Below are 25,792 nucleotides of genomic sequence, written 5' to 3' on the forward strand. Positions count from 1 at the left end.
GCCGGCCAGTGGGCCCTCTGCACCGCGGAGGTCCCGCGATCGCGGACGCGGCCTCGCGGCCGAGGCGGAGGAATGGGCGTATGAACGTTCGAGGCGCAGACGGAGATGGCGTTCGCAGGGCGCCGGAATCCTTGGAGAAGGATCGCGAGGGCGGCGAGCGGCGCGCCGGCGCCGGGCAGCGGGTCCGCATCGAGGCGCTCGTCGCGGTCGGCGAGACGTCGGGCGGCGGCTTCGAGGCCGAGTCGATCGACATGTCGCCCGAGGGGATGCGCCTGCGCACGGCGTACCTGCCGCGGATCGGCGACGCGCTGATCTGCCGCTTCGACGGGCTCGGCAAGGAGCTCGTCGTCGAGGGCGAGGTCTGCTGGCGCGCCGAGCAGGCGCGCGGCGGCGAGTTCGGCCTGCGCTTCACCGGCCTCGATCCGGAGGCGGAGGAGGCGGTGCGCGCGATGTGCTCGTCGATGGACGCCGGCGCCGCCGGCTCCGCGCCGGCGCTCACGATCCCGTCCGGCGCGGGGCAGGGGACCGCGCAGCGCGGCGCGCGCGTGCGGCTCCACATCGACGGGCTGGGCTCGCCCATGAAGGCGCGCGTGCGCGCGGGTGGGCTCGACGACCTCGAGGTGGGCTCCAACCTGGAGTTCCTCAAGGTGGGCCGCTCCCTCGAGCTGGAGGAGGTCGAGCAGGGCACGCGCCGCGAGGCGTACATCGACCACGTGAAGGTCGAGGTCGACCCGGCGACGAGCGTGCCGCAGCTCGTGGTCACGCTTCGCTACGAGGCGCCCCGCGCGGCCAGGGCGTCGCGGCCGCGGGCGTCGTCCGAGACGCTGCCCCCGGCGAGGTCCGCGGCGGCGCTCGACGCCGGGGCGCCCGCGCGGGCGCCGTCGGTGCCGCCGCCGGGCGAGGGCGCGCGGGCGTCGTCGGCGCCGCAGGGCGAGCGCGCGACGGCGCGGGCGTCGTCGGCGCCGCCGCGCGATCCGCAGGGCGAGCGCGCGACGGCGCGGGCGTCGTCGGCGCCGCCGCGCGATCCGCAGGGCGAGCGCGCGACGGCGGGCGCGAGCGGCGGCGCGGCGGCCCCGGCCGACGACGAGCACGACGGCGACGTGTCGCCGCCGGCGCTCTCGGCGCGGGAGGCGCCCGCGGCGGACGCGGCGCCGGCCTCGGCGCAGGATGCGGCGCCGCCGCCTTCGCAGGAGGGGTCGGACGAGGCGGGCTCCGCGCAGGCGGCCGGCGCGCAGCCGAGCCGGCTGCGCGACGTCGGCGAGAAGGCCGCGATGGCGAGCAAGGCCGTGGCGGGCACGATCGGGCCGGCGCTCGCCGGCGCCGGGGCGCGCGCGGCCACGGCGATGGCCGGCATGGTGGCGCGGATCAAGGCGCGGCGCGCCGCGCGCGCGGCCGGCGAGGACGGGTCGGGCAAGGACGGCGGCCCGCGCCGCAAGACGGCGCCGCCGCCGGCCGGCGCGCTGAAGTCCGGCGGGCGCCGGCTCGTGCGCGAGGAGGCCGAAGAGGCGGCGGGCGAGGGGACGGAGCCGCCGCGCTTCAACAAGAAGGCGGCCGCGGCCGGGAGCTTCCTCGGGCTGGCGGCGGTGCTCGTGGTGTTCGGGGCCGCGCGCCTCCTCGGCCTGCGCGGCGGCGACGCGCCCGCGGAGGGGGCCGCGAGCGCGTCGGCGCTGCCGGCGTCGTCCGGCGCGCCCGCCCTGCCGGCGGCCGCGGCGACGGCGGCCGCGCCGGGCGGCGTGCTGACGGCGAACGTCCCGCTGTTCGGCGCGACGCCGCTGTCGACGACGGAGCCCGTGCCGCCGACGCCGCCCGCCGATCCGGGCGCCCAGGCCGGCGATCCGCTCGAGCGGTCCGCCGCGGCGCCTGGCGGCCCCGGCGACGAGGACGACGCGGAGGCGGACGAGGACGAGCGGGAGGGCCTGAAGGAGTGGGGCCACGGGTCCGTGCGGAGCCCCATCGTGCTGAAGCTGAAGATGGACGGCCCCATCAAGGAGCTGAACGGCGCGGCCGGCGCGATGGGCTTCACGGTGTCGCTGCCCGACCGGCGCGCGCTGTCCTCGGGCAGCGGCCTCGCCCAGAAGGACAAGCGCATCGCGTCGGTGCGCGTGGTCAACACGCCGCACGGCGCCGAGATCACCCTGCAGTTCAAGGACGGCGTGCCCGCCTACAAGGCCAAGGCGCGCGGCGATCGCCTGGAGATCTCGCTCGGCCGCGACGAGCCGAAGAAGGTGGCGTCGAAGTCGAAGAAGGAGAAGGCGAAGGCGAAGGCCGCCGACGAGAAGAAGAAGAAGGGCGAGAAGCAGAGCGACAAGAAGGACAGGGAGCGCTGACGCGCGCCCGGCCGGAGCTCCCGCCCCTCGGGCGCGCCTCCAGCGCAGCGGGAGCTCCAGCGCGCCGCTTGTCTCAGGCGCGCTTCCAGCGCAACGGGAGCTCCAGCACACCGTTCGTCTGATTCGACGCCTGGGGCACCACCTCCCCCGCGATCTCGATGCTCTCCCAGCGCTCGACGAGCGCCGAGAGCGCCTCCTGCAGCTCGATCTGAGCGAGGTAGGCGCCGATGCAGTTGTGCCGCCCGGTGCCGAAGTTCAGGTTGGGGCGCACCGGCTCGCGCGTGATGTCGAAGCGATCGGGGTCGTCGAACACGCGCTCGTCCCGGCTCGCCTCGGCGACGACGCTCATCACCCAGCTCCCCGCCGGGATCGGGACCCCGCCCAGCACGGTGTCCTGCGCGGCGTAGTGCGTCAGCCGGAGGACGCGGGGCCGGTAGCGCATGCACTCGTCGACGGCGCGGGGGATGAGCTCCGGGCGGGCGCGCAGCTGCTGCCACGCCTCGGGGCGCTCGGCGAGCAGCAGCACCATGAGGCTCAGGGTGTGGTTCACGTTGTCGACGGCGGCGGTGAGCGTGAGCCTCACCAGGTCGATCAGCTCCTGCGTGCTCAGCCGGTCGCCTTGCTCCTCGGCCAGGATCAGCCCGGAGACGAAGTCCTCGCCCGGCTCGCGCCGCCTTCGCTCGACGAGCGCGAGGCTGTACTCGCCGAGCTCGTGGATGGCCGCCTCGACCTCGCCCCGGTATTCCGGCTTCATCCAGAACATCTTCATGATCGAGCCGTTCATCCGCGCGAGGGGCGCCGCGTCGTCCTCGGAGACGTTCAGGAGCCGGCAGAACAGGCGGCCCGGGAACAGACCGCTGACGTGAGCGACGAAGTCGCCCGCGCCGCGCTCGTCCACGGCGTCGAGCAGCGCGTCCACGACCTGGCGCGCCGGAGCCCGCAGCCGCTCCATCGCCTCGATGCTGAAGGCGGGCTGGATCAGCCGGCGGATGCGCCGGTGCGCGTCGCCCTCCTGGGAGCCGACCTGCTGGGACATGTGCTCGTACGCCGGGCCGGAGGTGATGCCGAGGATCTCCAGCAGCTTGTCGAAGCCGGGCCTGATCCGCTCGTCGCGCAGCATCATCACGGACTCGGGGAACCCCAGCACCTCGAAGCCGATCGGGCTGCGCGCCATCCAGTGCTCGCGCCGGCACGCGCGCAGCATGGGCCCCGGGTCGCGGACGAACTCCGGGCTCAGCACGTCCAGGAAGGGAAGATTGTCCGACTCGGTCACCGTCGCATCGACCACAGTCCGTCTCCTCGTCACGTGGGTGGGAGTCACTCCGTCTCCCGAGGAGAGCTCCGCGGGGACATCGCGACCCTGAAGGTGGACGACGTCGCCGCTCGCGCCTCGACCGGCGCGGCGGCGCGCCTCCCGGTGCTGCTCAACCGGGCGTCTTCTCGGCGCGGCCCCGCTTCCGGGCGATGAACACGGCCGTTCGCCCGACAGGCTCGATCGCGTAGTCCGACACGTGCCGCTTCAGCGCCGCCTCCAGCCCAGGCAGATCGTCCTCCTGGTTCTTGAAGATCCCGAGGCGCTGCATCGCCGCGGCGAACGGGCCGCCCGCCGCGTTGTGGCGGACCCCTTTGCCGAGGACCGTCGTCCCGAACAGCACGCCGCCGTCCTTCATGCAGGGCAAGAGGTGTCCCAGGATGATGTCCATCTTGTCGCGCAGGGCCCCGGGGATGCAGTGCACGACATAGTTCATGCCCACGGACCCGAAGGCGGACCCGGGGAGCGGGAGCGGCTCGAGGAGGCTCGCGACGAGCCCGGTGACACGGTACCTGCGCAGCCGATCGAGCGACACGTCGATGGCGCTCCGGTTCACGTCGAGCAGGGTGAGCGAGGGATCGGCGACGGGAAACGCGCACCGATCGAGGAAATAACCGCTGCCGACCCCCGCCTCGAGGTGGTCCGCGGAGGTGTATCGCCGGTAAAGATCCAAGATCCTCTCCGAGGGACAGCCCCAGAGATGCTCGGAGGCGATCGTCGGCACCCAGAGGTCGTACAACCTCCACAGGGCCCTCTCGGTGGATGAGCCGAAGGCGTCCGAGGCCGGTCTTCCTTCTCCCCGCGCCGGGGACGTGTCGCGTGCTGCCGTGTTCATGATCGGGCCGTTCCTTCGAGCATGGCGGCTCGATCGCTGCGCGTCGGGTCCTCGCGGGCGCTCTCATAACATGCGGTCACGATCGCTGACAGTGCAAATTCGATTCCCGTCGCCGCACGATTGAATCCGCCGCGGTCGCCGCGCCCGTGACGAGTCGCGGCGCCGGCGCGACAGGCACGGTGCCATGGCACCGAGGCATTGTGCCATGGCACCGCGGGCGCTGTGCCATGGCAGGAAAGCGACGCGAAGAGCGCCGCGACAACGCAGGGCGTCGCGCAGCGGCTCACTTCGTCGCCGGGGCATTGCCGTGCTGGCGTAGTCGAAGGCCAATCCAGGACGGAGAATGACGGCACGCGCATTGCGTAATTGCGCATGCTGACGCGGTGGTGACGCGCGCTGGTGCGTATTGGGCCGAGGCGGCGTTTCCCGCTCGCGGTGTGTCGCTCGGCGGGGTGAGGACTCGAAGGATGAGCACGCAGGGAAGCTCGGGGACGTCTCTCAAGAGGGAGGACATCCAGGAATGGCTCGTCCTCCGGCTGTCGGAGCGCTCGGGCGTGGCGCCCGGGTCGATCGACGTCCGCGAGCGATTCAGCCGTTATGGGCTCGGCTCTCGCGACGCGGCGGAGCTCCTCGCGGGCCTCGGCGCCGCGCTCGGGAGACCGCTCTCGCCGACCCTCGTCTGGAGATATCCGACCATCGAGGCGCTCGCGCTTCACCTGGACGGGGGCGAGAGCCCGCCGCCCGCTCGGCCGCGCGCGTCGCCCGCCGCGGCGCTCGCGGACGAGCCCATCGCGATCGTCGGGATGGCGTGCCGCTTCCCGGGGGCGCCGAGCCTCTCGGCCTTCTGGCAGCTCCTGTGCGACGGTGGCGACGCGATCACGGAGGTCCCCGCGGACCGGTGGGACGTCGAGGCGCTCCACGGCGACGACGCCGGCGCCGCGGGCGCGCGCTGGGGGGGATTCCTGGAGCAGGTGGATCGGTTCGATCCGCAGTTCTTCGACATCTCGCCGCGAGAGGCCGTCCAGATGGACCCGCAGCAGCGGCTGATGCTCGAGCTCTCGTGGGAGGCGCTCGAGGACGCCGGGATACCGCCGCGCGGGATGAGGGGCAGCCGGTCCGGGGTGTTCTTCGGCGCGATGTGGAGCGATTACGGGAAGGTGGCGGGGGGCTCGGCCGACCGGATCGCGCAGCACTCGGCCACGGGCCAGGACCTGAGCATCCTCGCCGCGCGGGTCTCCTATGTGCTCGGCCTGGAGGGGCCGAGCATGGCGGTGAACACGGCGTGCTCGTCCTCCCTCGTCGCCGTCCACCTCGCCTGCCAGAGCCTGCTCCGCGGAGAGTCCGAGCTCGCGCTCGCCGGAGGGGTCAACCTGATGCTCGCCCCCGAGAGCGCCGTGGCGATGTCGAGGCTGGGGGTCCTCTCGCCCGACGGTCGCTCCAAGGCGTTCGACGCCCGCGCGAACGGCTACGTGCGCGGCGAGGGGGCGGGCGTGGTGGTGCTCAAGCCCCTGGCGCAGGCGCTGCTCGACGGCGATCCCATCCACGGCGTCATCCGCGGCAGCGCGGTGAACAACGACGGGTTCAGCAACGGCCTGACGGCGCCGAACCCCGCGGCGCAGGAGGCGTTGCTCCGCGACGCGTACGCGCGGGCCGGGATCAGGCCGGACCAGGTGAGGTACGTCGAGGCCCACGGCACCGGCACGAACCTCGGCGATCCGATCGAGGCGAGGGCCCTCGCCGCGGTCCTCTGCGCGGATCGCCCCGCCGAGCGGCCGCTGCTCATCGGCTCCGTCAAGACGAACATCGGCCACCTCGAGGCCGCCGCGGGCGTGGCCGGGTTGATCAAGGCGGCCCTCATGGTCCGGCACCTCGAGATCCCGCCGAGCCTCCATTTCGAGCAGCCGAACCCGCATATCGCCTTCGAGGAGCTGCGCTTGAACGTGGCGCAGCGCAGGGAGCCCTGGCCGGACGACGGGGCGCCGGTCGTGGCCGGGGTGAGCGCCTTCGGCTTCGGCGGCACCAACTGCCATGTCGTCGTCGAGGGCGTCCGCGAGGGCCCGGCGGCGCACCTCCTCCCGCTGTCGGCGCACAGCGCCGATGCGCTCCAGGCGCTCGCGACGTCGTTCGGCGAGCTGTCGGGTCGGGCCGCCGGTCGTCCGCCGCTCGCGGAGCTCTGCTCGTCGGCCGCGGCCCGGCTGAGCGGCGAGGCGCATCGATTGGCCATCACGGCCCGCTCCCACGAGGAGCTGTCCGCGCGCCTCTCGAGCTTCCTCGAGGGGCGCGCCCTGCCCGGGCTGGCCAGCGGGCGCGCGGGCGAGCGGCGGCCGAGGCTCGTGTTCATGTTCGGGGGCCACGGATCGCAGTGGCTCGGCATGGGCCGGGATCTCCTCCGTCAGGAGATCGTGTTCCGGTCGGCGATCGAGCGATGCGCGCGGGCGATGCGGCCCCACGCGGGCTGGTCCGTGCTGGAGGTCCTCACCCGCGGCGACGCCCGATCGCTCGAGGACAGCGACGTCGTCCAGCCCGCGATCTTCGCGGTGCAGGTCGCGCTCGCCGCGCTCTGGCGCTCGTGGGGCGTGCGGCCCGACGCCGTGGTCGGGCAGAGCATCGGCGAGGTCGCGGCCGCCCACGCGGCAGGCGCGCTGACGCTCGAGGACGCCGCGAGGGTCATCTGCCGCATGGGTCGGCTCGCCCTGCGGGTGAGCGGCCGCGGGGGCGCGGCGCTCCTCGAGCTCCCGCTGGACGAGGCGCGGCGCGCGGTCGCGGGCCGCGCGGGCCGCCTGGCGGTGGCGGGCACGACGGGCCCGAGCTCCACGATCGTGTCCGGCGACGCCGCGGCGCTGGACGAGCTCCTCGCGGAGCTGCGCGAGCGAGGGACCTTCGCGCGGCGGATCGCGATGAACTACGCGCCGCACGGGCCCTCGATGGACGCGCTGCGCGGCGAGCTGGTACGCGCGCTCGAGGGGCTGCGGCCCGCGCGCTGCTCGACTCCGTTCTACTCCTCGGTGGCCGCGGCCGCGCTCGACGGCGAAGCGCTCGACGCCGCCTACTGGGGGCGCAACCTGAGCGAGCCGGTCCGCTTCGCGCCTGCGATCGATCGCCTCCTCGACGACGGGTACGACGCGTTCCTCGAGCTCAGCCCCCACCCGCTGCTGGCGCACGCGGTCGAGCGGAGCCTCGCCCACCGGGGTCGAGGAGGCACGGTGCTGCCGTCGCTGCGGCGCGAGGAGGCCGGACGCGCGGTCCTCCTGGACGCGCTCGGGGCGCTCTACACGCGCGGAGCGCCCGTGTGCTGGGGCGCGGTGTACCCGGGTCCGGCGTCGCCCTCGCGCGCCCTGCCCGGCGTCGATCGCGGCGCGCCGGCGGCCGAGCCGCGCGCCCCGGAGGCGGCCGCGCCGCGGCCGTTCGAGCTGCTCGTGCTCTCGGCGCGATCGCGGGCGGCGCTCGCGGACGCGGCGCGCTCCGTCCTGTCCTCGACGCTCGCGCAGCCGGATCTCTCCATGCGCGATGTCTGCTACACGGCGAGCGTCCGGCGCAGCCATCACGAGCATCGGCTGGCCGTCGTGGGGCGGTCGGCCGATGAGCTCGGCGAGGCGATCTCGTCCTTCCTGCGCGGCGAGGCGCGCCCCGGCGTCGCGTCCGGCGAGGCGCAGCGGGGCGGGCGGCCGAAGGTCGTCTTCGTGTTTCCCGGGCAGGGGTCGCAGTGGGCCGGCATGGGCCGCGCGCTGCTCGACGAGGAGCCGGTCTTCCGCGAGGTCGTCGAGGCCTGCGACCGGCTCTTGCAGCCGCTCTCGGGCTGGTCGCTCCTCGAGCAGCTCTCCACCCCCGGGCCGGTCTCGCGCGTGCACGAGACCGAGGTGGCGCAGCCGGCGCTCTTCGCGCTCGAGGTCGCGCTCGCGGAGCTCGCGCGATCCTGGGGCGTCGTCCCCGACGCCGTGATCGGGCACAGCGTCGGGGAGGTGGCGGCGGCGCACGTCGCCGGGGCGCTGAGCCTCCCGGACGCCGTGCGCGTCGTCCACCACCGGAGCCGCCTGATGCAGCGGTCCACCGGCCTCGGGAAAATGGCCTCGGCGGAGATCTCCCCCGAGCAGGCGGCGCGCCTGCTGCGCGGCCTCGAGGGCGAGCTCTCGCTGGCGGCGGTGAACGACCCGGGATCCGTCGTGCTCTCCGGCGAGGCCGGGGCGCTCGCCGAGGTCCTGGAGCGCCTGAGGCGGGAGGGCGTGCAGTGCCGCGAGCTCAGGGTCAACTATGCCTTCCATAGCCCGCAGATGGCGCCCTTCCAGGGCGAGCTCGCGGCGGCGCTCGAGCAGCTCGACGCGGCCTGCCCGGCGCTCCCGATGTACAGCACGGTCACCGGGGCGAAGGTCGGCGGAGCGCCGCTCGACGGCGCGTACTGGTCGAGGAACATCCGCGAGCCGGTGCTGTTCGCGGGCGCCGTGGACGCCGCCATCCTCGACGGATACCGCACGTTCCTGGAGCTCGGTCCGCACCCGGTGCTCTCGGCCAACGTCGAGCTGTGCCTGGCCGCGCGGGCGCAGGAGGGCCACGCCGTCTCCACGCTGCGGCGGGCGCAGGAGGAGCGGTTGTGTCTGCTCCAGTCGCTCGGCGCCCTGTACGTCCAGGGCCATCCGGTGGAATGGCGGCAGCTCTACCCGGGCGGCGCGCGCTGCGTGGCGCTCCCTGCCTATCCGTGGCAGCGGGAGCGCTGCTGGGTGGACGACCCTCGCGGAGCGCCGGCGCCGGCGCTCCGCGGCCCGCGCGAGGCGGAGGCGCGCTCGACGGCGCTGGCGTCGCTGCTCGACCCGAAGGGCGCGGCGGCCCTCGCCGCGTCGGTCGCGGCCGAGGCGGGGCTCTCGGCCGAGGAGCTGCCGGTGGTCGCGCGGGCCCTCGAAGCGCTGCGGAAGACCGCGGAGCAGGCCCGCCTCGACGCCGACGCGGAGCGCGGCGACGCGGTGTACGCGCTGGAGTGGCAGCGCCGGCATGCCCTCGCCCCGCGGTCGCCGGCCGCGGGGCACTGGGTGGTGCTGGTCGACGAGGGCGGGGTCGGGGACCGGGTCGCGGACGCGCTGGAGTCGGCGGGCGGCGTCTGCTCGCGGATCCGCGCGGCCGGCGTCCGCGCGCGCGGATCGGCGGGCGAGGGCGCGCTCGACCCGGGCCCGACGGAGGCGCTCGCGCGCCTCTGGGCGGAGCTCCGGCGAGAGCGGGGGCCGGCGCGCGCCGTGATCCACCTCGCCAGCCTGGACCGCGCGGAGGGCACCGACGCGGCCCTCGAGCGGGGCGTCCAGAGCGCGCTGGCCTGGATCCAGGCCGCGGGCGAGGCCGCGGCGAGCGCGGATCGCGGGCCCGCGTCGAGGTCGGAGATGCGCGGCGCGCCGAAGCTCTGGCTCGTGACCCGCGGCGCCGTGTCCGTCGGGCCGGGGGATCGGCTGACCGCGCCCGAGCACGCGACGCTCTGGGGGCTCGGCCGGGCGATGTCGCTCGAGCGCCCGGCGCTCTGGGGCGGGCTCATCGATCTGCCGGCCGAGCTTCCGGCCGATCTTCCGGCCGAGATCGGCCAGGACACCGTGGCCGCGCTGGTGAGCCAGATCCTCGCGCCCGACGGCGAGGACCTCGTGGCGCTGCGGCCGTCGGGCCGCTTCGTTCAGCGGCTCGTGCGCCACCGCGGGCTTCGGTCGCGCGCGGCGCGGTGGTCCACCCCGGGCACGGCGCTGATCACCGGGGGCCTGGGCGCGCTCGGGCTCCGCGTGGCCGAGTGGCTCGCGCGGCGCGGGGTCCGGCACCTGGTCCTCACGGGCCGGCGGGGCGCGTCGACCGAGCAGGCGCGGTCGTCGATCGCGGCGCTCGAGGCGCTCGGCGCCTCCGTCACGGTGGCCCGGGCCGACGTCGCGGACGCGGGCGCCATGGCCGCGGTGCTCGCGGACATCGACGCGCGGCTCCCGCCGCTCTCGGCGGTCTTCCATGCGGCCGGCGTCGAGGATCACACGCCGCTCGCGGCCCTGGACGGCGCCCGGCTCGCCGAGGTGCTGGCCCCGAAGGTCCACGGCACCCTGGTGCTGGACGCGCTGACGCGCGATCGCCCGCTGACCGCCTTCGTCTGCTTCTCGTCGATCGCCTCGGTGTGGGGCTCGGGCGGGCAGGCCGGCTATGCGGCGGCCAACGCGTTCCTGGACGCGTGGGTGACGGCGCGGCGCGCCGCCGGGGCGCCCGTGTTCGCCGTCAACTGGGGGCCCTGGCAGGGCGGCGGCATGATGACCGAGCGGGGGCTCGCCGCCCTCGAGCGGCGAGGGGTGAAGGCCCTCGGCCCCGGCGTCGCGCTCGCGATCCTGGGCCGGATCCTCGAGGCCGACGCGGCGCAGGTCGTGGTGGCCGACGTGGACTGGCCCCGGTTCCGCGCGGTCGTCGAGACCGGCGGGCCTCGCCCGCTCCTCTCGGAGATGCCGCGGCCGGCGGAGGCGGCGTCCGGACCGGCCGAGGCGGCCTTGCTCGACGAGCTCGGGGCGGCTCCCCCGCGCGAGCGCCGGCGGCGGATGCAGCGGTGGCTGCAGGGGGCGGTCGCGCAGACGCTCGGGTTCGGCGACGCCGAGCGGGTCGACCCGACGCGCGGCTTCTTCGACCTCGGCATGGACTCGCTGATGGCGGTGGAGCTCCGCAGGCGCTTGCATCAGGCGCTCGGTCTCCCGCTGCCGTCGAGCGTGACGTTCAACCACCCGAACGTGGTCGCCCTGGCCGAGCACCTGCTCGATCGGCTCTCCCTGGGCGAGCCGGCCGCGGCCCCGGCAGGCGTCGGCGAGGCGCTGCGCCGCGCCGGGGATGCGGGCGGCGAGCCAGCGCTCGACCGCGATCATGAGCCGATCGCGATCGTCGGCCTGGGCTGCCGGCTCCCGGGCGGCGTCGCGGACGCGGAGGGGTTCTGGCGGCTGCTCGCGGACGGCGTCGACGCCGTGGGGCCGATCCCGAAGGAGCGATGGGACGCGGACGCGTATTACGATCCGGACCCGGACGCTCCCGGCAAGACGTATGCGCGGGAGGGGGCGTTCCTCTCGACCTCGCCGGATCTGTTCGACGCGCGGTTCTTCGGGATCTCGCCGCGCGAGGCGGCGAACATCGACCCGCAGCACCGGCTGCTGATGGAGGTGATCTGGGAGGCGTTCGAGCACGCCGGCCTCGTGCCTGGCAGCGATCCGCTGACGGGGGTCTTCGTCGGGATCGGCCTGAGCGACTACGGCGTCCTGCAGCGCGAGTCCGAGCGCCTGGAGGCGATGGACGCTTACACGATGTCCGGCACCTTCACGAGCTTCTCGGCAGGTCGGCTGTCGTACGTGCTCGGGCTGCAGGGCCCCAGCGCGGCGGTGGACACGGCGTGCTCCTCGTCGCTCGTGGCGGTCCACCTGGCGTGCCAGAGCCTGCGGGCGTCCGAGTGCAACGTGGCCGTGGCGGGCGGCGTGCAGCTGATGCTCGCCCCGCTCATGTACGTGTACCTGGCGCGCGCCCGCGCGCTCGCGCCGGACGGCCGCTGCAAGACGTTCTCCGCCGAGGCGAACGGCTACGGCCGCGGCGAAGGCTGCGGCATGGTGGTGCTCAAGCGGCTCTCGGACGCGCGGCGGGACGGCGATCGCATCCTCGCCGTGATCCGCGGATCGGCGGTGAACAACGACGGTCATAGCAGCGGCCTGACCGTGCCCAACGGCCAGGCGCAGCAGGCGGTGATCCGGAAGGCGCTCTCGGACGCGCGGCTGTCTCCCGGCGACGTCGATTACGTCGAGGCCCACGGGACGGGGACGCCGCTGGGCGACCCGATCGAGGTCGAGGCGCTCGCGGCGGTGTATGGCGCCGGCCGGCCCGCGGGGCGGCCGCTCCGGCTTGGCGCGGTGAAGACAAACATCGGCCACCTGGAGGCGGCGGCCGGCATCGCGGGGCTCATGAAGGTCGTGCTCTCGCTCCAGCGCGGCGAGCTGCCGGCGCACCTGCACGCCAGCGCGCTGAACCCGCGCATTCCCTGGTCCGAGCTGCCGGTCGAGGTGACCACGAAGGCCGCAGCGTGGCGCGGCGAGGGCCGGCGGCGGCGCGCGGGCGTGAGCTCGTTCGGGATGAGCGGCACGAACGCCCACGTGCTGCTCGAGGAGGCGCCCGAGGGCGTCGCGGAGGCGCCCGAGGGCGTCGCGGAGGCGCCCGAGGGCGCCGCGGACGTGCCTGCGACCGGCGATCTCCTGACGCTCCTGCCCCTGTCGGCGAGGACGCCCGAGGCGCTCTCCGCGATGGCCGACGCTTACGGGCGCTTCCTGCGCCAGGCCCCGGCCGAGGCGGGCGCGTCGCTGCGGGACATCGCCTACACCGCGAGCGTGCGGCGCAGCCATCACGAGCATCGCCTGGCGGTGCTGGGCAGCTCGCGGGAGGAGCTCGCGGCGTCGCTCGACGCGTTCGCGCGCGGCGAGGCGCGGCCGGGCGTGGCGCGGGGGCGAGCGGCGCCCGCGGTCCAGCCGAAGATCGTCTTCGTGTTCTCGGGGTGGGGCTCCCAGTGGGCGGGGATGGGCCTCTCGCTCCTCGGCGAGGAGCCGGTCTTCCGCGAGGCGATGGAGGCGTGCGACGCGGCCGTGCGCGAGGAGGCCGGGTTCTCGCTCCTCGAAGCGCTGCGCGCCGAGGGCCGGCCGATCGCGCTCGGGCGTGTGGACGTGGTGCAGCCCGCGCTCTTCGCGATCGGCGTGGCGCTCACGGCCCTGTGGCGCTCGTGGGGCGTGGAGCCCGACGCGATCGTCGGGCACAGCATGGGCGAGGTCGCGGCCGCGTGCGCGGCCGGAGCGCTGACGCTGGAGGACGGCGCGCGGATCATCGTCCACCGCAGCCGGCTGCTCTCGCGGCTGAGCGGCAAGGGGGCCATGGCGGTGGTCGAGCTGCCGCTCGCGCGGGCGGAGGAGGCGATCCGCGGCCGCGAGCGCCGGCTCGCGGTGGCCGTCAGCAACAGCCGGAGGTCGACGGTGCTCTCCGGAGAGCCCGCCGCCATGGACGAGCTCCTTGCGCGGCTCGAGCGGGAGCAGGTCTTCGTCCGCCGGGTGAGGACCGACGGCGCCGGGCACAGCCCGCAGGTGGATCCGCTCATGGACGAGCTCCGAGAGGCGCTCGCGGGGCTCTCGCCGGCGCCCTGCCGCGTCCCGATGCGCTCGACGGTGAGCGGGGAGGTCTGCGACGGGCCGGAGCTCGGGGCCGAGTACTGGGCGCAGAACATGCGGCGTCCGGTGCTGTTCTCGCCGGCGGTCGAGCGGCTCATCGAGGGCGATCACGCGATGTTCCTGGAGATCAGCCCGCACCCCGTCCTGGTGCACTCCGTCGAGGAGGCGCTGCGGGACGGGCAGCGCGAGGGCGTCTCGCTCGCGTCGCTGCGGCGGGCGCAGGACGCGCGGCGATCTCTCCTGGAGTCGCTCGGCGCCCTGCACGCTCACGGCCACCCGGTCGACTGGAAGCGGCTCTATCCCTCGGGGGGGCGGTGCGTGTCGCTGCCCGGCTATCCGTGGCAGCGAGCGCCGTACTGGCTTCCGGGCGGCGGTGGCTGCGGCGCCCGGCGCGCGGAGAGGAGCGATGGGGCGGAAGAGCTCTTGTATCGGCTGGAGTGGCGGAGAAAGGAGCTCGGAGCCGAGGGTGGCGAAGGAGGCCAGTCGCGCGGAGCGTGGCTCGTGCTGTCGGACCGAGCGGGTACGGGTGCAGCGCTGAGCGCGCAGCTGGAGCGGCGGGGGGAGGCGACGGTGCGCGCGGTGGCGGCCGAGCGCTACGAGCGGGTGGAGCCGAGGCGATACCGGCTCGACCCGTCGGACGCATCGGGGTACGCGGCGCTGCTGGCCGACGCGTTCAGCGAGGAGCATCCGTGTCGGGGCGTGGTGCACCTGTTCGGGCTGGATGCGATGGCGCCGGAGGCGACGAGCGCCGAGACGCTCCTTGAGGACCAGCGGCTCGGCAGCCTGAGCGCGCTGCTCTTGGCGAGGGCGCTTGTGGGCCGGGGCTTTCGGGACACGCCGCGGCTGTACCTGGTGACGCGAGGTGTGCAGTCGGCGGGGCCCGAGGCGCAGCCGGTGCGGGTGTCGCAAGCGCCGCTGTGGGGCGCGGGTCGAGCGGTGGGCGCGGAGCACCCGGAGCTCGGGTGCACGCGGGTGGACCTGGGGGAGGGGGCGGCGGAGCACGGGGTGGAGGCGCTGGTGGACGAGCTGCTGGCGCGGGCTCGGGAGCCGGAGGTGGCGCTGCGGGGGTCGGGGCGGTACGTGGCGCGGCTGGTGCGGGAGCCGGCGCGGGCCGGTGGAGACGGCGGCGGGGTGCGGCTGCGGCCGGACGGCAGCTACCTGATCACCGGCGGGCTCGGGGGGCTCGGGCTGTCGTTGGGGCGGTGGATGGTGGAGCGAGGAGCGCGGCACCTGGTGCTGGTGGGCCGCAGCGTGCCGACGGAGCCGGCGCGCGCGGCGATGAGGGAGATGGAGGGTCAGGGGGCGCAGGTGCTCGCGGTGCAGGCGGACGTGTCGCAGCGGGCGAGCGTGGCCGGGCTGCTGTCGGAGCTCGGCCAGCGGCTGCCGCCGCTGCGCGGTGTGGTGCACGCGGCGGGCGTGGCGGTGGACGGCACGGTGGAGGAGCAGACGGAAGAGCGGTTGTTCCGCGCGCTTGCGCCGAAGATGCAGGGAGCGTGGAACCTGCATTCATTGCTGTCGGCGAGGGCAGGGGAGGAGTCGCCGGCGCTGGACTTCTTCGTGCTGTATTCGTCGGCGATGTCGGTGCTGGGCCCTCCCGGCAGCGTGAGCTACGCGGCGGCGGACGCGTTTCTGGACGCGCTGGCGCACCACCGTCGGGCGCAGGGGCTGGCGGCGACGAGCATCAATTGGGGGCTGTTCTCGGACGTGGGCGCGGCCGCGAGAGCGGGGGTCGCCGAGCGGCTGGCGAGCCGCGGCATGCCCGGCCTCACCGAGGCGCAAGGCAGAGAGGTGCTCGCGCGCATGCTCGCTGGAGGCGAGGCCCAGGCGCTCGCGATGAAGTTCAGCCTGCGGCACTGGATCGAGCTCTACCCGAGCGCCGCCACGTCCCCGCTCTGGGAGGAGCTCCGCAACGAGCGCGTCGAGGCGGCGCCCGGCGCCGGCCGCGCGGCCGAGCTCCGGAAGGCGCTCGCGGCGATGAGGCCCGAGGACCGCCCGGCGGCGCTGCAGCAGCTCGTCAGGGAGCAGGCGGCGCTCATCCTCCGGCTGGATCCGGGCCGGATCGAGCGAGACACGCCCTTCATGAGCCTCGGGTTCGACTCCCTGATGGGGCTCGAGCTGCGAAACCGCCTCGAAGCGGGGCTCTCCGTCGCCTTGCCGGCGACCTTGGTCTGGACCTATCCGCACATCGCGGCGCTCTCGACGTACCTGCTCGGCAAGCTGGATCTCGGGGGCGGGCCCGGTCATGCGCCGCGGCAGGCGGAGGGCGAGGGGGCCCCCGCGGGGGCGGAGGAGGTCGCGCAGCTGTCGGCGGACGCGCTGCTCGACGAGCTGGCGAGGGAGCTCGGTCGTGAGTGAGCGTGACGAGCGGGAGCTCGCGGCGAGCGGCGGCGACGCTCGCGGCGACAAGCACCTGGAGGGTCTCTTGCGGGACTCTCTGCTGAAGATTCGAGAGCTGAAATCGAGGCTGAGGCACCTCGAGCTCTCGAGGAGCGAGCCGATCGCCATCGTCGGCCTCGGCTGCCGCTTCCCCGGCGGCGGGACGAGCCCTGGCGCCTTCTGGCAGGCCCTCCGGGGCGGCGTCGACGCGATCCGGGCGATCCCCCCGACCCGGTGGCCGGCGGAGGCGATCCCGTCGGAGAAGCACGGCGCGCGCTGGGCGGGGCTGCTCGACGCGGTCGACGGGTTCGACGCCAGGTTCTTCGGCATCGCGCCCCGCGAGGCCGCGAGCCTCGACCCGCAGCAACGCCTCCTGCTCGAGGTGGCCTGGGAGGCCCTGGAGGACGCGGGCCTGCCCGCCGAACGGCTGACGGGCAGCCGATCGGGCGTGTTCATGGGGCTGGCGACCCTCGACTACCAGCAGCGGGTCACCTCGCTGCGCCCGGAGGACATCGACGCTTATTGCGGGACTGGCAATCTGGCCAGCACGGCGGCCGGCCGCCTCTCCTATGTCCTCGGGCTCCAGGGGCCCTGTCTCTCCGTCGACACGGCCTGCTCGTCCTCGCTGGTCGCCGTCCACCTCGCCTGCCAGAGCCTGCGCGGCGGCGAGAGCGAGCTCGCGCTGGCGGGCGGGGTCAGCCTGATCCTGTCCCCGGCGACCATGTGCATGGTCAGCGAGACGCAGGCGCTCTCGCCGGACGGCCGGTGCAAGACGTTCGACGCGGCGGCCAATGGCTATGTGCGCGCCGAAGGCTGCGGCGTCGTGGTGCTCAAGCGGCTCTCGGACGCGCAGCGGGACGGCGACCGCGTCTGGGCCGTCATCCGCGGCTCGGCGATCAACCAGGACGGCCGCTCGACGGGGCTGACGGCGCCCAACGTGCTCGCGCAGCAGGCGCTGCTCCGGCAGGCGCTGGAGAGCGCCGGCGTCTCGCCCGCGGAGGTCGGCTACGTCGAGGCGCACGGCACCGGCACGTCGCTCGGCGATCCGATCGAGCTCGAGGCCTTGAAGGAGGTGCTGGGCCAGCCCCGCGCGAACGGCTCGATCTGCGCCATCGGCTCGGTGAAGACCAACCTGGGGCACCTCGAGGCGGCGGCGGGCGTCGCGGGGCTCATCAAGGCCGTGCTCTCGCTGCATCACCGGGTGATCCCGCGCCACCTGCATTTCCGGACGCTGAACCCGAGGGTTTCCCTGCAAGGCACGCCGTTCGTGATCCCCGCGCAGGAGCTGGCCTGGACCGGCGGCTCGCCGCGGTTCGCCGGGGTGAGCTCCTTCGGCGCCAGCGGCACGAACGCGCACGTGGTGCTGGAGGAGGCGCCCCCGTGCGCGCCGGCGACCTCCGCCGGCGAGGGGGCCGCGGCGCTCGTGCCCCTGTCGGCGAAGACGCCGGAGGCGCTCTCCGCGCTGGCGCAGGCGCACCTCGGCTTCCTGCGCGACGCGGCGGCCGGCGGGGCGGCGAGCCTCGAGGACGTCGCCTACACCGCGGGCGTCCGGCGCGGCCACCATGAGCGCCGCATGGCCCTCGTGGCCTCCTCGCGGCAGCAGCTGATCGAGCAGCTGGAGGCCGTCGCGCGCGGCGAGGCGCCCCCCGGGGTGGCGCGCGGCGACGCGGGCGGCGAGCGCCCGACGCGGGTGGTCTTCGTGTTCCCGGGCCAGGGCTCGCAGTGGCTCGGCATGGGGCGCCGGCTCCTGGTCGAGGCGCCGGCCTTCCGCGCGGCGCTCGAGGCCTGCGACCGCGCCGTCCGCGAGGAGGCGGGCTTCTCGGTGCTCGAGGAGCTCGCCGCGGCCGAGGACCGCTCGAGGCTCGGTCGCATCGACGTCGTCCAGCCGGTGCTGTTCGCGATCGAGGTGGCGCTCGCGGCCCTGTGGCGCGGGTGGGGGGTGGAGCCGAGCGCCGTGGTGGGCCACAGCATGGGCGAGGTGGCCGCGGCGCACGTCGCCGGCGCGCTCACGCTGGAGGACGCGGCGCGGGTCGTCTGCGGCCGCAGCAGGCTGCTGCGGCGGGTGAGCGGCCTCGGGGCGATGGCGCTCGTGGAGCTGCCCTTGGAGGAGGCGGCGCGCGCGCTCCGCGGCCGGGAGCGCCAGGTGTCGATCGCGGTGAGCAACAGCCCGCGATCGACGGTGCTGTCCGGGGAGCCGGGGCCGCTGGAGGAGATCCTCGTCGAGCTCGAGCGAGCGCGCGTGTTCTGCCGTCGCGTCAAGGTGGACGTGGCGTCGCACAGCCCGCAGATGGACCCGCTCCTCGCGGAGCTCCGGGACCTGCTGGGCGGGCTCTCCCCGAGGGCCGCGCAGATCCCGCTGTGCTCGACCGTGACGGGGAGCCCCTCTGGCGGCGCGGAGCTCGGCGCCGGCTACTGGGCGCGGAACCTGCGCGAGCCGGTGCTGTTCTCGCCGGTCATCGAGCGGCTGAGCGAGGGCCCGGGCGCGCTGTTCCTCGAGCTCAGCCCGCACCCCATCCTGGTGCCCGCGATCGACGAAGTCCTGCGCGAGCGGGGTCGCCGCGGGGCGGCGCTGGCCTCGCTGCGGCGGGAGCAGGACGAGCGGCGCTGCCTCCTGGAGGCGTTCGCCGCCCTGTACGTCCACGGGGCTCCGGTGGACTGGGGCCGGCTCCATCCGCGCGGGGGCCGCTGCGTCTCGCTGCCGTCGTATCCGTGGCAGCGAGAGCGCCACTGGCTCCCGGAGGATCGTGAGCGCGGCGCCTCGGGCCGGCGGGCGCAGGCGAGGTCCTCGCCGGGCGGCGCGGTGGGCCATCCGCTCCTCGGCGCGCCGCTGTCGTCGTCGGCGCACCCTGGCACCTGGTTCTGGCAGCGCGCGCTGAGCCTCGAGGCGCTGCCCTACCTCTCGGAGCACCGCATCCTCGGCGACGCGGTGCTGTCGGGGACCGCGTACCTGGAGATGGCGCTCGCGGCGGCGGCCGAGGTCCACGGCGGGGCGGCGCTGTCGCTGGAGCACGTGGCGTTCGAGCGGGTGCTCGTCCTCCCGGAGGAGGGCGAGCGGACGGTGCAGGTGGTCCTCGCGGAGGAGGAGCCTGGCCGGTCGTCGATCCAGATCTCGAGCCTCGAGGGCGAGGCATGGATACGGCACGCGACGGGGACCGTGCGGGCCGCGCCGGAGGGCGCCGGGCGGCCGCGGTCGGGCGGGTCTCCTCGGGAGATCATGGCCCGATGCGCAGGGCTGGAGGACGCGGCGACCGAGGCGCCCCGGTCGCGGGTGATGACAGGCGGCGAGCACTACGAGCGCCTCGAGGCGCGCGGGTTGTCGCTCGGCGCGAGCTTCCGCGGCGTCGAACAGCTGTGGATAGGCGCGACGGAGGTGCTGGGCCGGGTGCGCGCTCCGGACGAGGTGAGCGCGCAGATGGGGCTTTACGGGCTGCACCCTGCGCTGCTGGACGCGTGTCTCCAGGTCCTGAGCGGGCTGCTGCCGGGGGCGGCGCTCGACGCGGGAGAGGCGTATGTGCTCGCGTCGGTCGAGCGCGTCCTCGTCCATCGCCGGCCCGGGCGGGACGTGTGGGTGCACGGTCGTATGCGGCCTGCGCAGGGCGCCGGCCCGGAGTGGATCGTGGGGGATCTGCACCTGATCGACGACGAGGGGCAGGTGCTCGTCGAGGTGCTCGGGCTGCGCGCAGAGCGGCTCGCGCCCGGCGCGCGCGCGGCGAGGAGCGATGGGGCGGCAGAGCTGCTGTATCGGCTGGAGTGGCGGAGAAAGGAGCTCGGAGGAGAGGGCGGCGGAAGAGGCCAGTCGCGCGGAGCGTGGCTGTTGCTGTCGGACCGAGCGGGTACGGGTGCAGCGCTGAGCGCGCAGCTGGAGCGGCGGGGGGAGGCGACGGTGCGCGCGGTGGCCGCCGAGCGCTATGAGCGGGTGGAGCCGAGGCGATACCGGCTCGACCCGTCGGACGCGTCGGGGTACGCGGCGCTGCTGGCCGACGCGTTCAGCGAGGAGCACCCGTGTCGTGGCGTGGTGCACCTGTTCGGGCTGGACGCGACGGCGCCGGAGGCGACGAGCGCCGAGACGCTCGTTGAGGACCAGCGGCTCGGCAGCCTGAGCGCGCTGCTCTTGGCCAAGGCGCTCGTGGGCCGGGGCTTCCGGGACACGCCGCGGCTGTACCTGGTGACGCGAGGAGCGCAGTCGGCGGGGCCCGAGGCGCAGTCGGTGCGGGTGTCGCAAGCGCCGCTGTGGGGCGCGGGTCGAGCGGTGGGAGCGGAGCACCCGGAGCTCGGGTGCACGCGGGTGGACCTGGGGGAGGGGGCGGCGGAGCACGGGGTGGAGGCGCTGGTGGACGAGCTGATGGCGCGGGCTCGGGAGCCGGAGGTGGCGCTGCGGGCGTCGGGGCGGTACGTGGCGCGGCTGGTGCGGGGGCCGGCGCGGGGCGGTGGAGACGGCGGCGGGGTGCGGCTGCGGCCGGACGGCAGCTACCTGATCACCGGCGGGCTCGGTGGGCTCGGGCTGTCGTTGGGGCGGTGGATGGTGGAGCGAGGGGCGCGGCACCTTGTGCTGGTGGGCCGCAGCGTGCCGACGGAGCCGGCGCGCGCGGCGATGAGGGAGATGGAGGGCCAGGGGGCGCAGGTGCTCGCGGTGCAGGCGGACGTGTCGCGGCGGGCGAGCGTGGCCGGGCTGCTGTCGGAGCTCGGCCAGCGGCTGCCGGCGCTGCGCGGTGTGGTGCACGCGGCGGGCGTGGCGGTGGACGGCACGGTGGAGGAGGAGACGGAAGAGCGGTTGTTCCGCGCGCTTGCGCCGAAGGTGCAGGGAGCGTGGAACCTGCATTCATTGCTGTCGGCGAGGGCAGGGGAGGAGTCGCCGGCGCTGGACTTCTTCGTGCTGTATTCGTCGGCGATGTCGGTGCTGGGCCCTCCCGGCAGCGTGAATTACGCGGCGGCGGACGCGTTTCTGGACGCGCTGGCGCACCACCGTCGGGCGCAGGGGCTGGCGGCGACGAGCATCAATTGGGGGCTGTTCTCGGACGTGGGCGCGGCCGCGAGGTCGGGGGTCGCCGAGCGGCTGGCGAGCCGCGGCATGCCCGGCCTGACCGAGGCGCAGGCGCTGGGCGCGCTGGATCGCCTCCTCGCCCAGGACGGCGCCCAGATCCTGGCGATGCAATGGAGTCTGCGGCAGTGGCTGGAAACCTACCCGTCCGCGGCTCGTTCGCCCCTGTGGGCCGAGCTCCAGGAGGAGGAGCGCGAGCGCGGCAGGCCGAGCGCCGCGGACGCCGCCGGCTTCCGGCAGGCGCTCGAGCGGGAGAGCCCCCCCGCGCGGCTGTCGCTCCTCGAGAAGCACCTCGGGCAGCAGCTCGGCCGGGTGCTGCGCCTCGACGCGGCGCGGATCGAGCGGAGAGCCCCGTTCAGCGGCCTGGGCATGGACTCTCTGATGAGCCTCGAGCTGCGCAATCGCCTCGAGTCCAGCCTGGGGATCAAGCTCTCGGCGACGTTGCTCTTCGCCTACCCCGACGTCGCATCGCTGGCCGAGCACCTGCTCGGGAGGATGGCATTGAGCGGCGGACCTCCGGAGCCGCCGGGAGGCATCGCGGCCGGCGCTCCTCCCGGCGACGAGCCGCCGCTCGCCATGGATGAGCTGCTCGCCGCCGTCGATGCAGAGCTGTCGCTCGCCAGAAGGGGAACATCGAGATGAGCATGCCTGAGCACGACGTGACGACCCGCCTGCGCGAGCTGCTCGCAGCCCTCAAGACGCTGCGCGCCGAGCGCGACGCCCTGGAGCGGCAGAAGACAGAGCCGATCGCCATCATCGGCATGGCGTGCCGGATCCCGGGCGGAATCGACAGCCCGGAGGCGTTCTGGCGGCTGCTCGACGAGGGCCTCGACGCGGTGACCGAGGTCCCTGCCGAGCGCCCTGGCCTCGCCGCCCCCGCGGGTGGCGCCGCGGATCCTGCGGCGCGCGGGCTCCGCTGGGGCGGTTTCCTGAGGGACGTGGATCGGTTCGACCCGCACTTCTTCGGGATCTCGCCCCGGGAGGCGAGGGCCATGGATCCTCAGCAGCGCCTCCTGCTGGAGGTCGCCTGGGAGGCGCTGGAGAACGCCGGACAGGTCCCCGAGGAGCTCGTGGGGACGTCCACGGGGGTGTTCATCGGCTTGACCGGCAACGACTATGCCCAGCTGTGCGGGGCCCTCGACGCCTCCGAGCAGGACGTCTACACGGCGACGGGCAACGGCCACTGCTTTCCAGCCGGGAGGCTGTCCTACGCGCTCGGGCTCAACGGTCCGAGCCTCGCCGTGGACACGGCGTGCTCGTCGGCGCTCGTCGCCGTTCACCTCGCCTGCCAGAGCCTGCGGGGCGGCGAGAGCTCGCTCGCCCTGGCGGGCGGGGTCAACGTGATCCTCTCCTCCGCGACGACGCGCCTGCTCGCCAAGATGGGCGCCCTCTCGCCCGACGGGCGCTGCAAGGCGTTCGACGCCGAGGCGAACGGCTTCGTGCGCGCCGAGGGCTGCGGGATCGTCGCGCTGAAGCGCCTCTCCGACGCGCTCTCGTCGGGCGATCCCATCCTGGCGACGATCCGGGGCTCGGCCGTGAACCAGGATGGCCGCTCGACCGGGCTGACGGCGCCGAACGTCCTCTCGCAGCAGTCGATGTTGCGGCGAGCGCTGGAGAGCGCCCGGGTCTCGCCCTCGGAGATCGGGTACGTCGAGACGCACGGTACGGGGACGCCCCTCGGCGATCCGATCGAGCTCGAGGCGCTCGCGGCCGTCCTCGGCGCGCCGCGCGACGATGGGTATCCGTGCGTGCTGGGGGCGGCGAAGACGAACCTCGGGCACGCCGAGGCCGCCTCCGGCGTGATCGGCCTGATCAAGGCGGTGCTCTCGCTCCGGCACCGCGCGATCCCCGCGAACCTGCATTTCAACACGCTGAATCCGCGCAGCTCGCTCGAAGGGACGCCGCTCGTCATCCCGGCGCACAAGCGCGCCTGGAGCGCGGGCGCCCGCGCGCGGCTGGCGGGGGTCAGCGCCTTCGGCATGAGCGGCACCAACGCCCACGTCATCGTGGAAGAGGCGCCGGAGAGCGCGTTGCCGGCGCCCGCGGACGACGTGTCGAGCGTGCTCCTGCCCCTGTCCGCGAAGACCGGAGAGGCGCTCTCGGCCATGGCGCAATCGTACCGGAGCTCCTTCTCGGACGCCGGGCGCGAGGCGCCGGCGAGCCTCGGGGACGTCGCGTACACCGCGAGCGCGCGGCGCAGCCATCACGAGCACCGGCTCACCGTCGTCGCCTCGTCGCGCGAGGAGGCCTCGGAGCTGCTGGGCGCGTTCGTGCGAGGGGAGGCGCGCCCCGGCCTCGCGCGCGGGGTGGCCAAGGGGGGAGCGCGCGCCCCGGCCCTCTTCGTGTTCTCCGGACAGGGCTCGCAATGGGCGGGCATGGGTCAAAGGCTCTTCGCGGAGGAGCGGGTCTTCCGCGCCGCGCTCGAGGAGTGCGATGAGCTCGTGCGGCGCCACGCCGGCTTCTCGCTCCTCGGCGAGCTCACGGCGCCCGAGGAGAGGTCTCGCCTCGCGGAGACCGAGGTGGCCCAGCCGGCGATCTTCGCGGTGCAGGTGGCGCTCGCCCGGCTCTGGGGATCGTGGGGAGTCTCGCCGGGCGCGGTGGTCGGCCACAGCGTCGGCGAGCTGGCGGCCGCGCACGTCGCGGGCGCCCTCGGCCTCGACGAGGCGGCTCGGCTCGTCGTGCTCCGCGGGCGCGTCATGCAGCAGGCGACGGGCCGGGGCAGGATGGCCTCCGTGGCGATGCCCGCCGACGAGGCGGCGCGCGTCATCGAGGGCCACGCGGGCCGGCTCTCCATCGCGGCGATCAACGACCCTGGCTCGGTCGTGCTGGCGGGCGACGACGACGCCCTCGCCGAGGTCGTCCAGCGCCTCGCGCTGCGGCAGGTGCCTTGCCGCATGCTCCGGGTCAACTACGCGTTTCACAGCGAGCAGATGGCCGCCTTCCAGGGCGAGCTCGCGCGCGCTCTCTCCTGGCTCGCGCCCCGCCCCCCCGCGCTCGCGATGTACAGCACGGTCACGCAGGCGCGCGTCGCCGGCGGCGATCTCGACGCCGCGTACTGGGCGAGGAGCATTCGAGAGCCGGTGCGCTTCGCGGGCGCGATCGCGCGGGCCATCGCGGATGGCCACCGCGATTTCCTGGAGGTCGGGCCGCATCCGGCGCTCACGGGCAACCTCGAGCAATGCCTCCTCGACCGGGGAGAGCAGGGGATCGCGCTGCCCACGCTGCGGCGAGGCCAGGACGAGCGGCGCTGTCTGCTGCAGTCGCTCGGCGCCCTCTACGCCCACGGCCACGCGATCGACTGGAAGCGCCTCTATCCTTCGGGAGGGCGGTGTGTGCCTCTGCCGGCCTATCCCTGGCAGCGGCAGCGGTACTGGATCGAGCCCTCGGAGGCGGCGCCGCGCCCGGCGCCCGCTCGGATCGAGCCTCGGCCGGAGGTGACTGCGCCCGCGATCCTCGAGCAGCTGAACGGCGCCGCTGCGTTCGAGCGCCGGCGCGTGCTCGAGCGATGGTTGCAGGAGGCCGTCGCGCGGACGCTGGGCTTCGAGGATCCCGCGCGCGTGGACCGCGCGGCGAGCCTCTCGGACCTGGGGATGGACTCGATGATGGGCCTCGAGCTCCGCGGGCGACTCTGCGCCGCGCTCGAGCTCAAGCTCTCGATCCACTGGAGCTTCAGCTGCCCGACGCTGGCGTCGCTCGCCGAGCACGTCGCGGACAGGCTGGGGCTGCCGGCGGAGGGCGCTCGCGAGGCCGCGCGGCCGCGGCTCCACCCGCTCCTGGTCCCGCTCCAGCTCTCCGGCCAGGGGACGCCGTTCTTTTGCGTGCATCCGGCGGGCGGGCCGGTCCTGTGTTACGCCGATCTCGCGCGCCACCTCGGAAACGATCGCCCTTTCTATGCGATCCAGGCCAGGGGCCTCGACGACGACGGCGAGCCGGACGACCGCATCGAGGTCATGGCCGCGCGTTATCTCGAGGCGCTCCGCGCCGTCCAGCCGACGGGCCCTTACCTGCTGGGCGGCTGGTCGCTCGGAGGCCTCGTCGCGTTCGAGATGGCCCGCCGGCTCGTGGGGGAGGGCAGCCGCGTCGCTTCGTTGACGCTGATCGACAGCTTGCTCAGCGTCGACGACGACCCCGAGTCGAGGCTGAGGGAGTACGTCGAGCTCGCGAGCATGCTGTACCCGGAGAGCTCGCACGCGGAGCTCCGCCGGCTCGGCGAGGGGGAGCTGACGAGGGTCCTCGTCGACGGCGTCCTGCGGTCGAACATCGCTGGCTTCACGAGCTCGGTCAGGCGGCTCTTCACGGCGCACGAGAGGGCGCTCCGCGCGTACGTCGCGCCCACGTACCCGGGCGCCTTCACGTATTTCCGGTCCGCCGAGCAGCCGTCGCGCGGCGGCTCCGCGGAGGTGGCGGAGCCCTACGGGACGCTCTATTACCCGATCTCACGGTTCTCGTCGCAGCCTGTCGAGCTGTACGAGGTCCCTGGCTCGCACTGGACGATGGTCCGGGAGCCCCATGTCCAGGTCCTGGCCGAGAGGCTGAGGCGATGCTTGCTCGCGGCCGATCACATCCATTCGATTTCAGATTGACCGACACGCTTCGTCAGCGTGACGCGCTCGCCCTGTGGGCAGGCCCTTCCTCTCCGGAAGCGCCAGCGGGGGGGCGCGATTTCAAACGACGAGCATCAGGAGAGCGCGATGGCGGACGCATCGTATTGCGAGAGCACCTCGTACGCAGAAAAGGATC

6 protein-coding genes are annotated in these 25,792 nt (G+C 74.7%); 4 read left to right on the forward strand and 2 right to left on the reverse strand.

Annotation, left to right across the window (positions count from 1 at the left end):
* Positions 1-131: 131 nt before the first annotated feature.
* Positions 132-2,327, forward strand: coding sequence for a PilZ domain-containing protein (locus WMF20_RS16240; protein WP_437614648.1), 2,196 nt, complete (start codon positions 132-134; stop codon positions 2,325-2,327).
* Between the two features lie 73 nt (positions 2,328-2,400).
* Here the strand turns inward: WMF20_RS16240 and WMF20_RS16245 are convergent, their stop codons facing one another.
* On the reverse strand, positions 2,401-3,615 hold the full coding sequence (locus tag WMF20_RS16245; RefSeq protein WP_437614650.1) for a cytochrome P450: 1,215 nt from the start codon (positions 3,613-3,615) through the stop codon (positions 2,401-2,403).
* A gap of 136 nt (positions 3,616-3,751) precedes the next feature.
* Positions 3,752-4,474 (reverse strand): class I SAM-dependent methyltransferase, encoded by a 723-nt coding sequence (locus WMF20_RS16250; protein WP_437614652.1) that lies wholly within the window; start codon positions 4,472-4,474, stop codon positions 3,752-3,754.
* Positions 4,475-4,941: 467 nt separating this feature from the next.
* On the opposite strand from WMF20_RS16250, the gene WMF20_RS16255 reads away from it, so the two are divergent.
* From WMF20_RS16255 to WMF20_RS16265, 3 genes are read left to right on the forward strand one after another with little or no spacing between them, the layout of a single operon-like run.
* On the forward strand, positions 4,942-15,993 hold the full coding sequence (locus tag WMF20_RS16255; protein ID WP_437614654.1) for an SDR family NAD(P)-dependent oxidoreductase: 11,052 nt from the start codon (positions 4,942-4,944) through the stop codon (positions 15,991-15,993).
* Complete coding sequence (locus WMF20_RS16260) at positions 15,986-21,694, forward strand: type I polyketide synthase (RefSeq protein ID WP_437614656.1); 5,709 nt, start codon at positions 15,986-15,988, stop codon at positions 21,692-21,694. The genes WMF20_RS16255 and WMF20_RS16260 overlap by 8 nt, the downstream gene beginning before the upstream one ends.
* On the forward strand, positions 21,691-25,635 hold the full coding sequence (locus tag WMF20_RS16265; protein ID WP_437614658.1) for a type I polyketide synthase: 3,945 nt from the start codon (positions 21,691-21,693) through the stop codon (positions 25,633-25,635). The genes WMF20_RS16260 and WMF20_RS16265 overlap by 4 nt, the downstream gene beginning before the upstream one ends.
* Positions 25,636-25,792: the final 157 nt, after the last annotated feature.

Origin of the sequence: Sorangium sp. So ce834 (assembly GCF_051521425.1) — a bacterium.
GTDB lineage: Bacteria > Myxococcota_A > Polyangia > Polyangiales > Polyangiaceae > Sorangium > Sorangium cellulosum_D.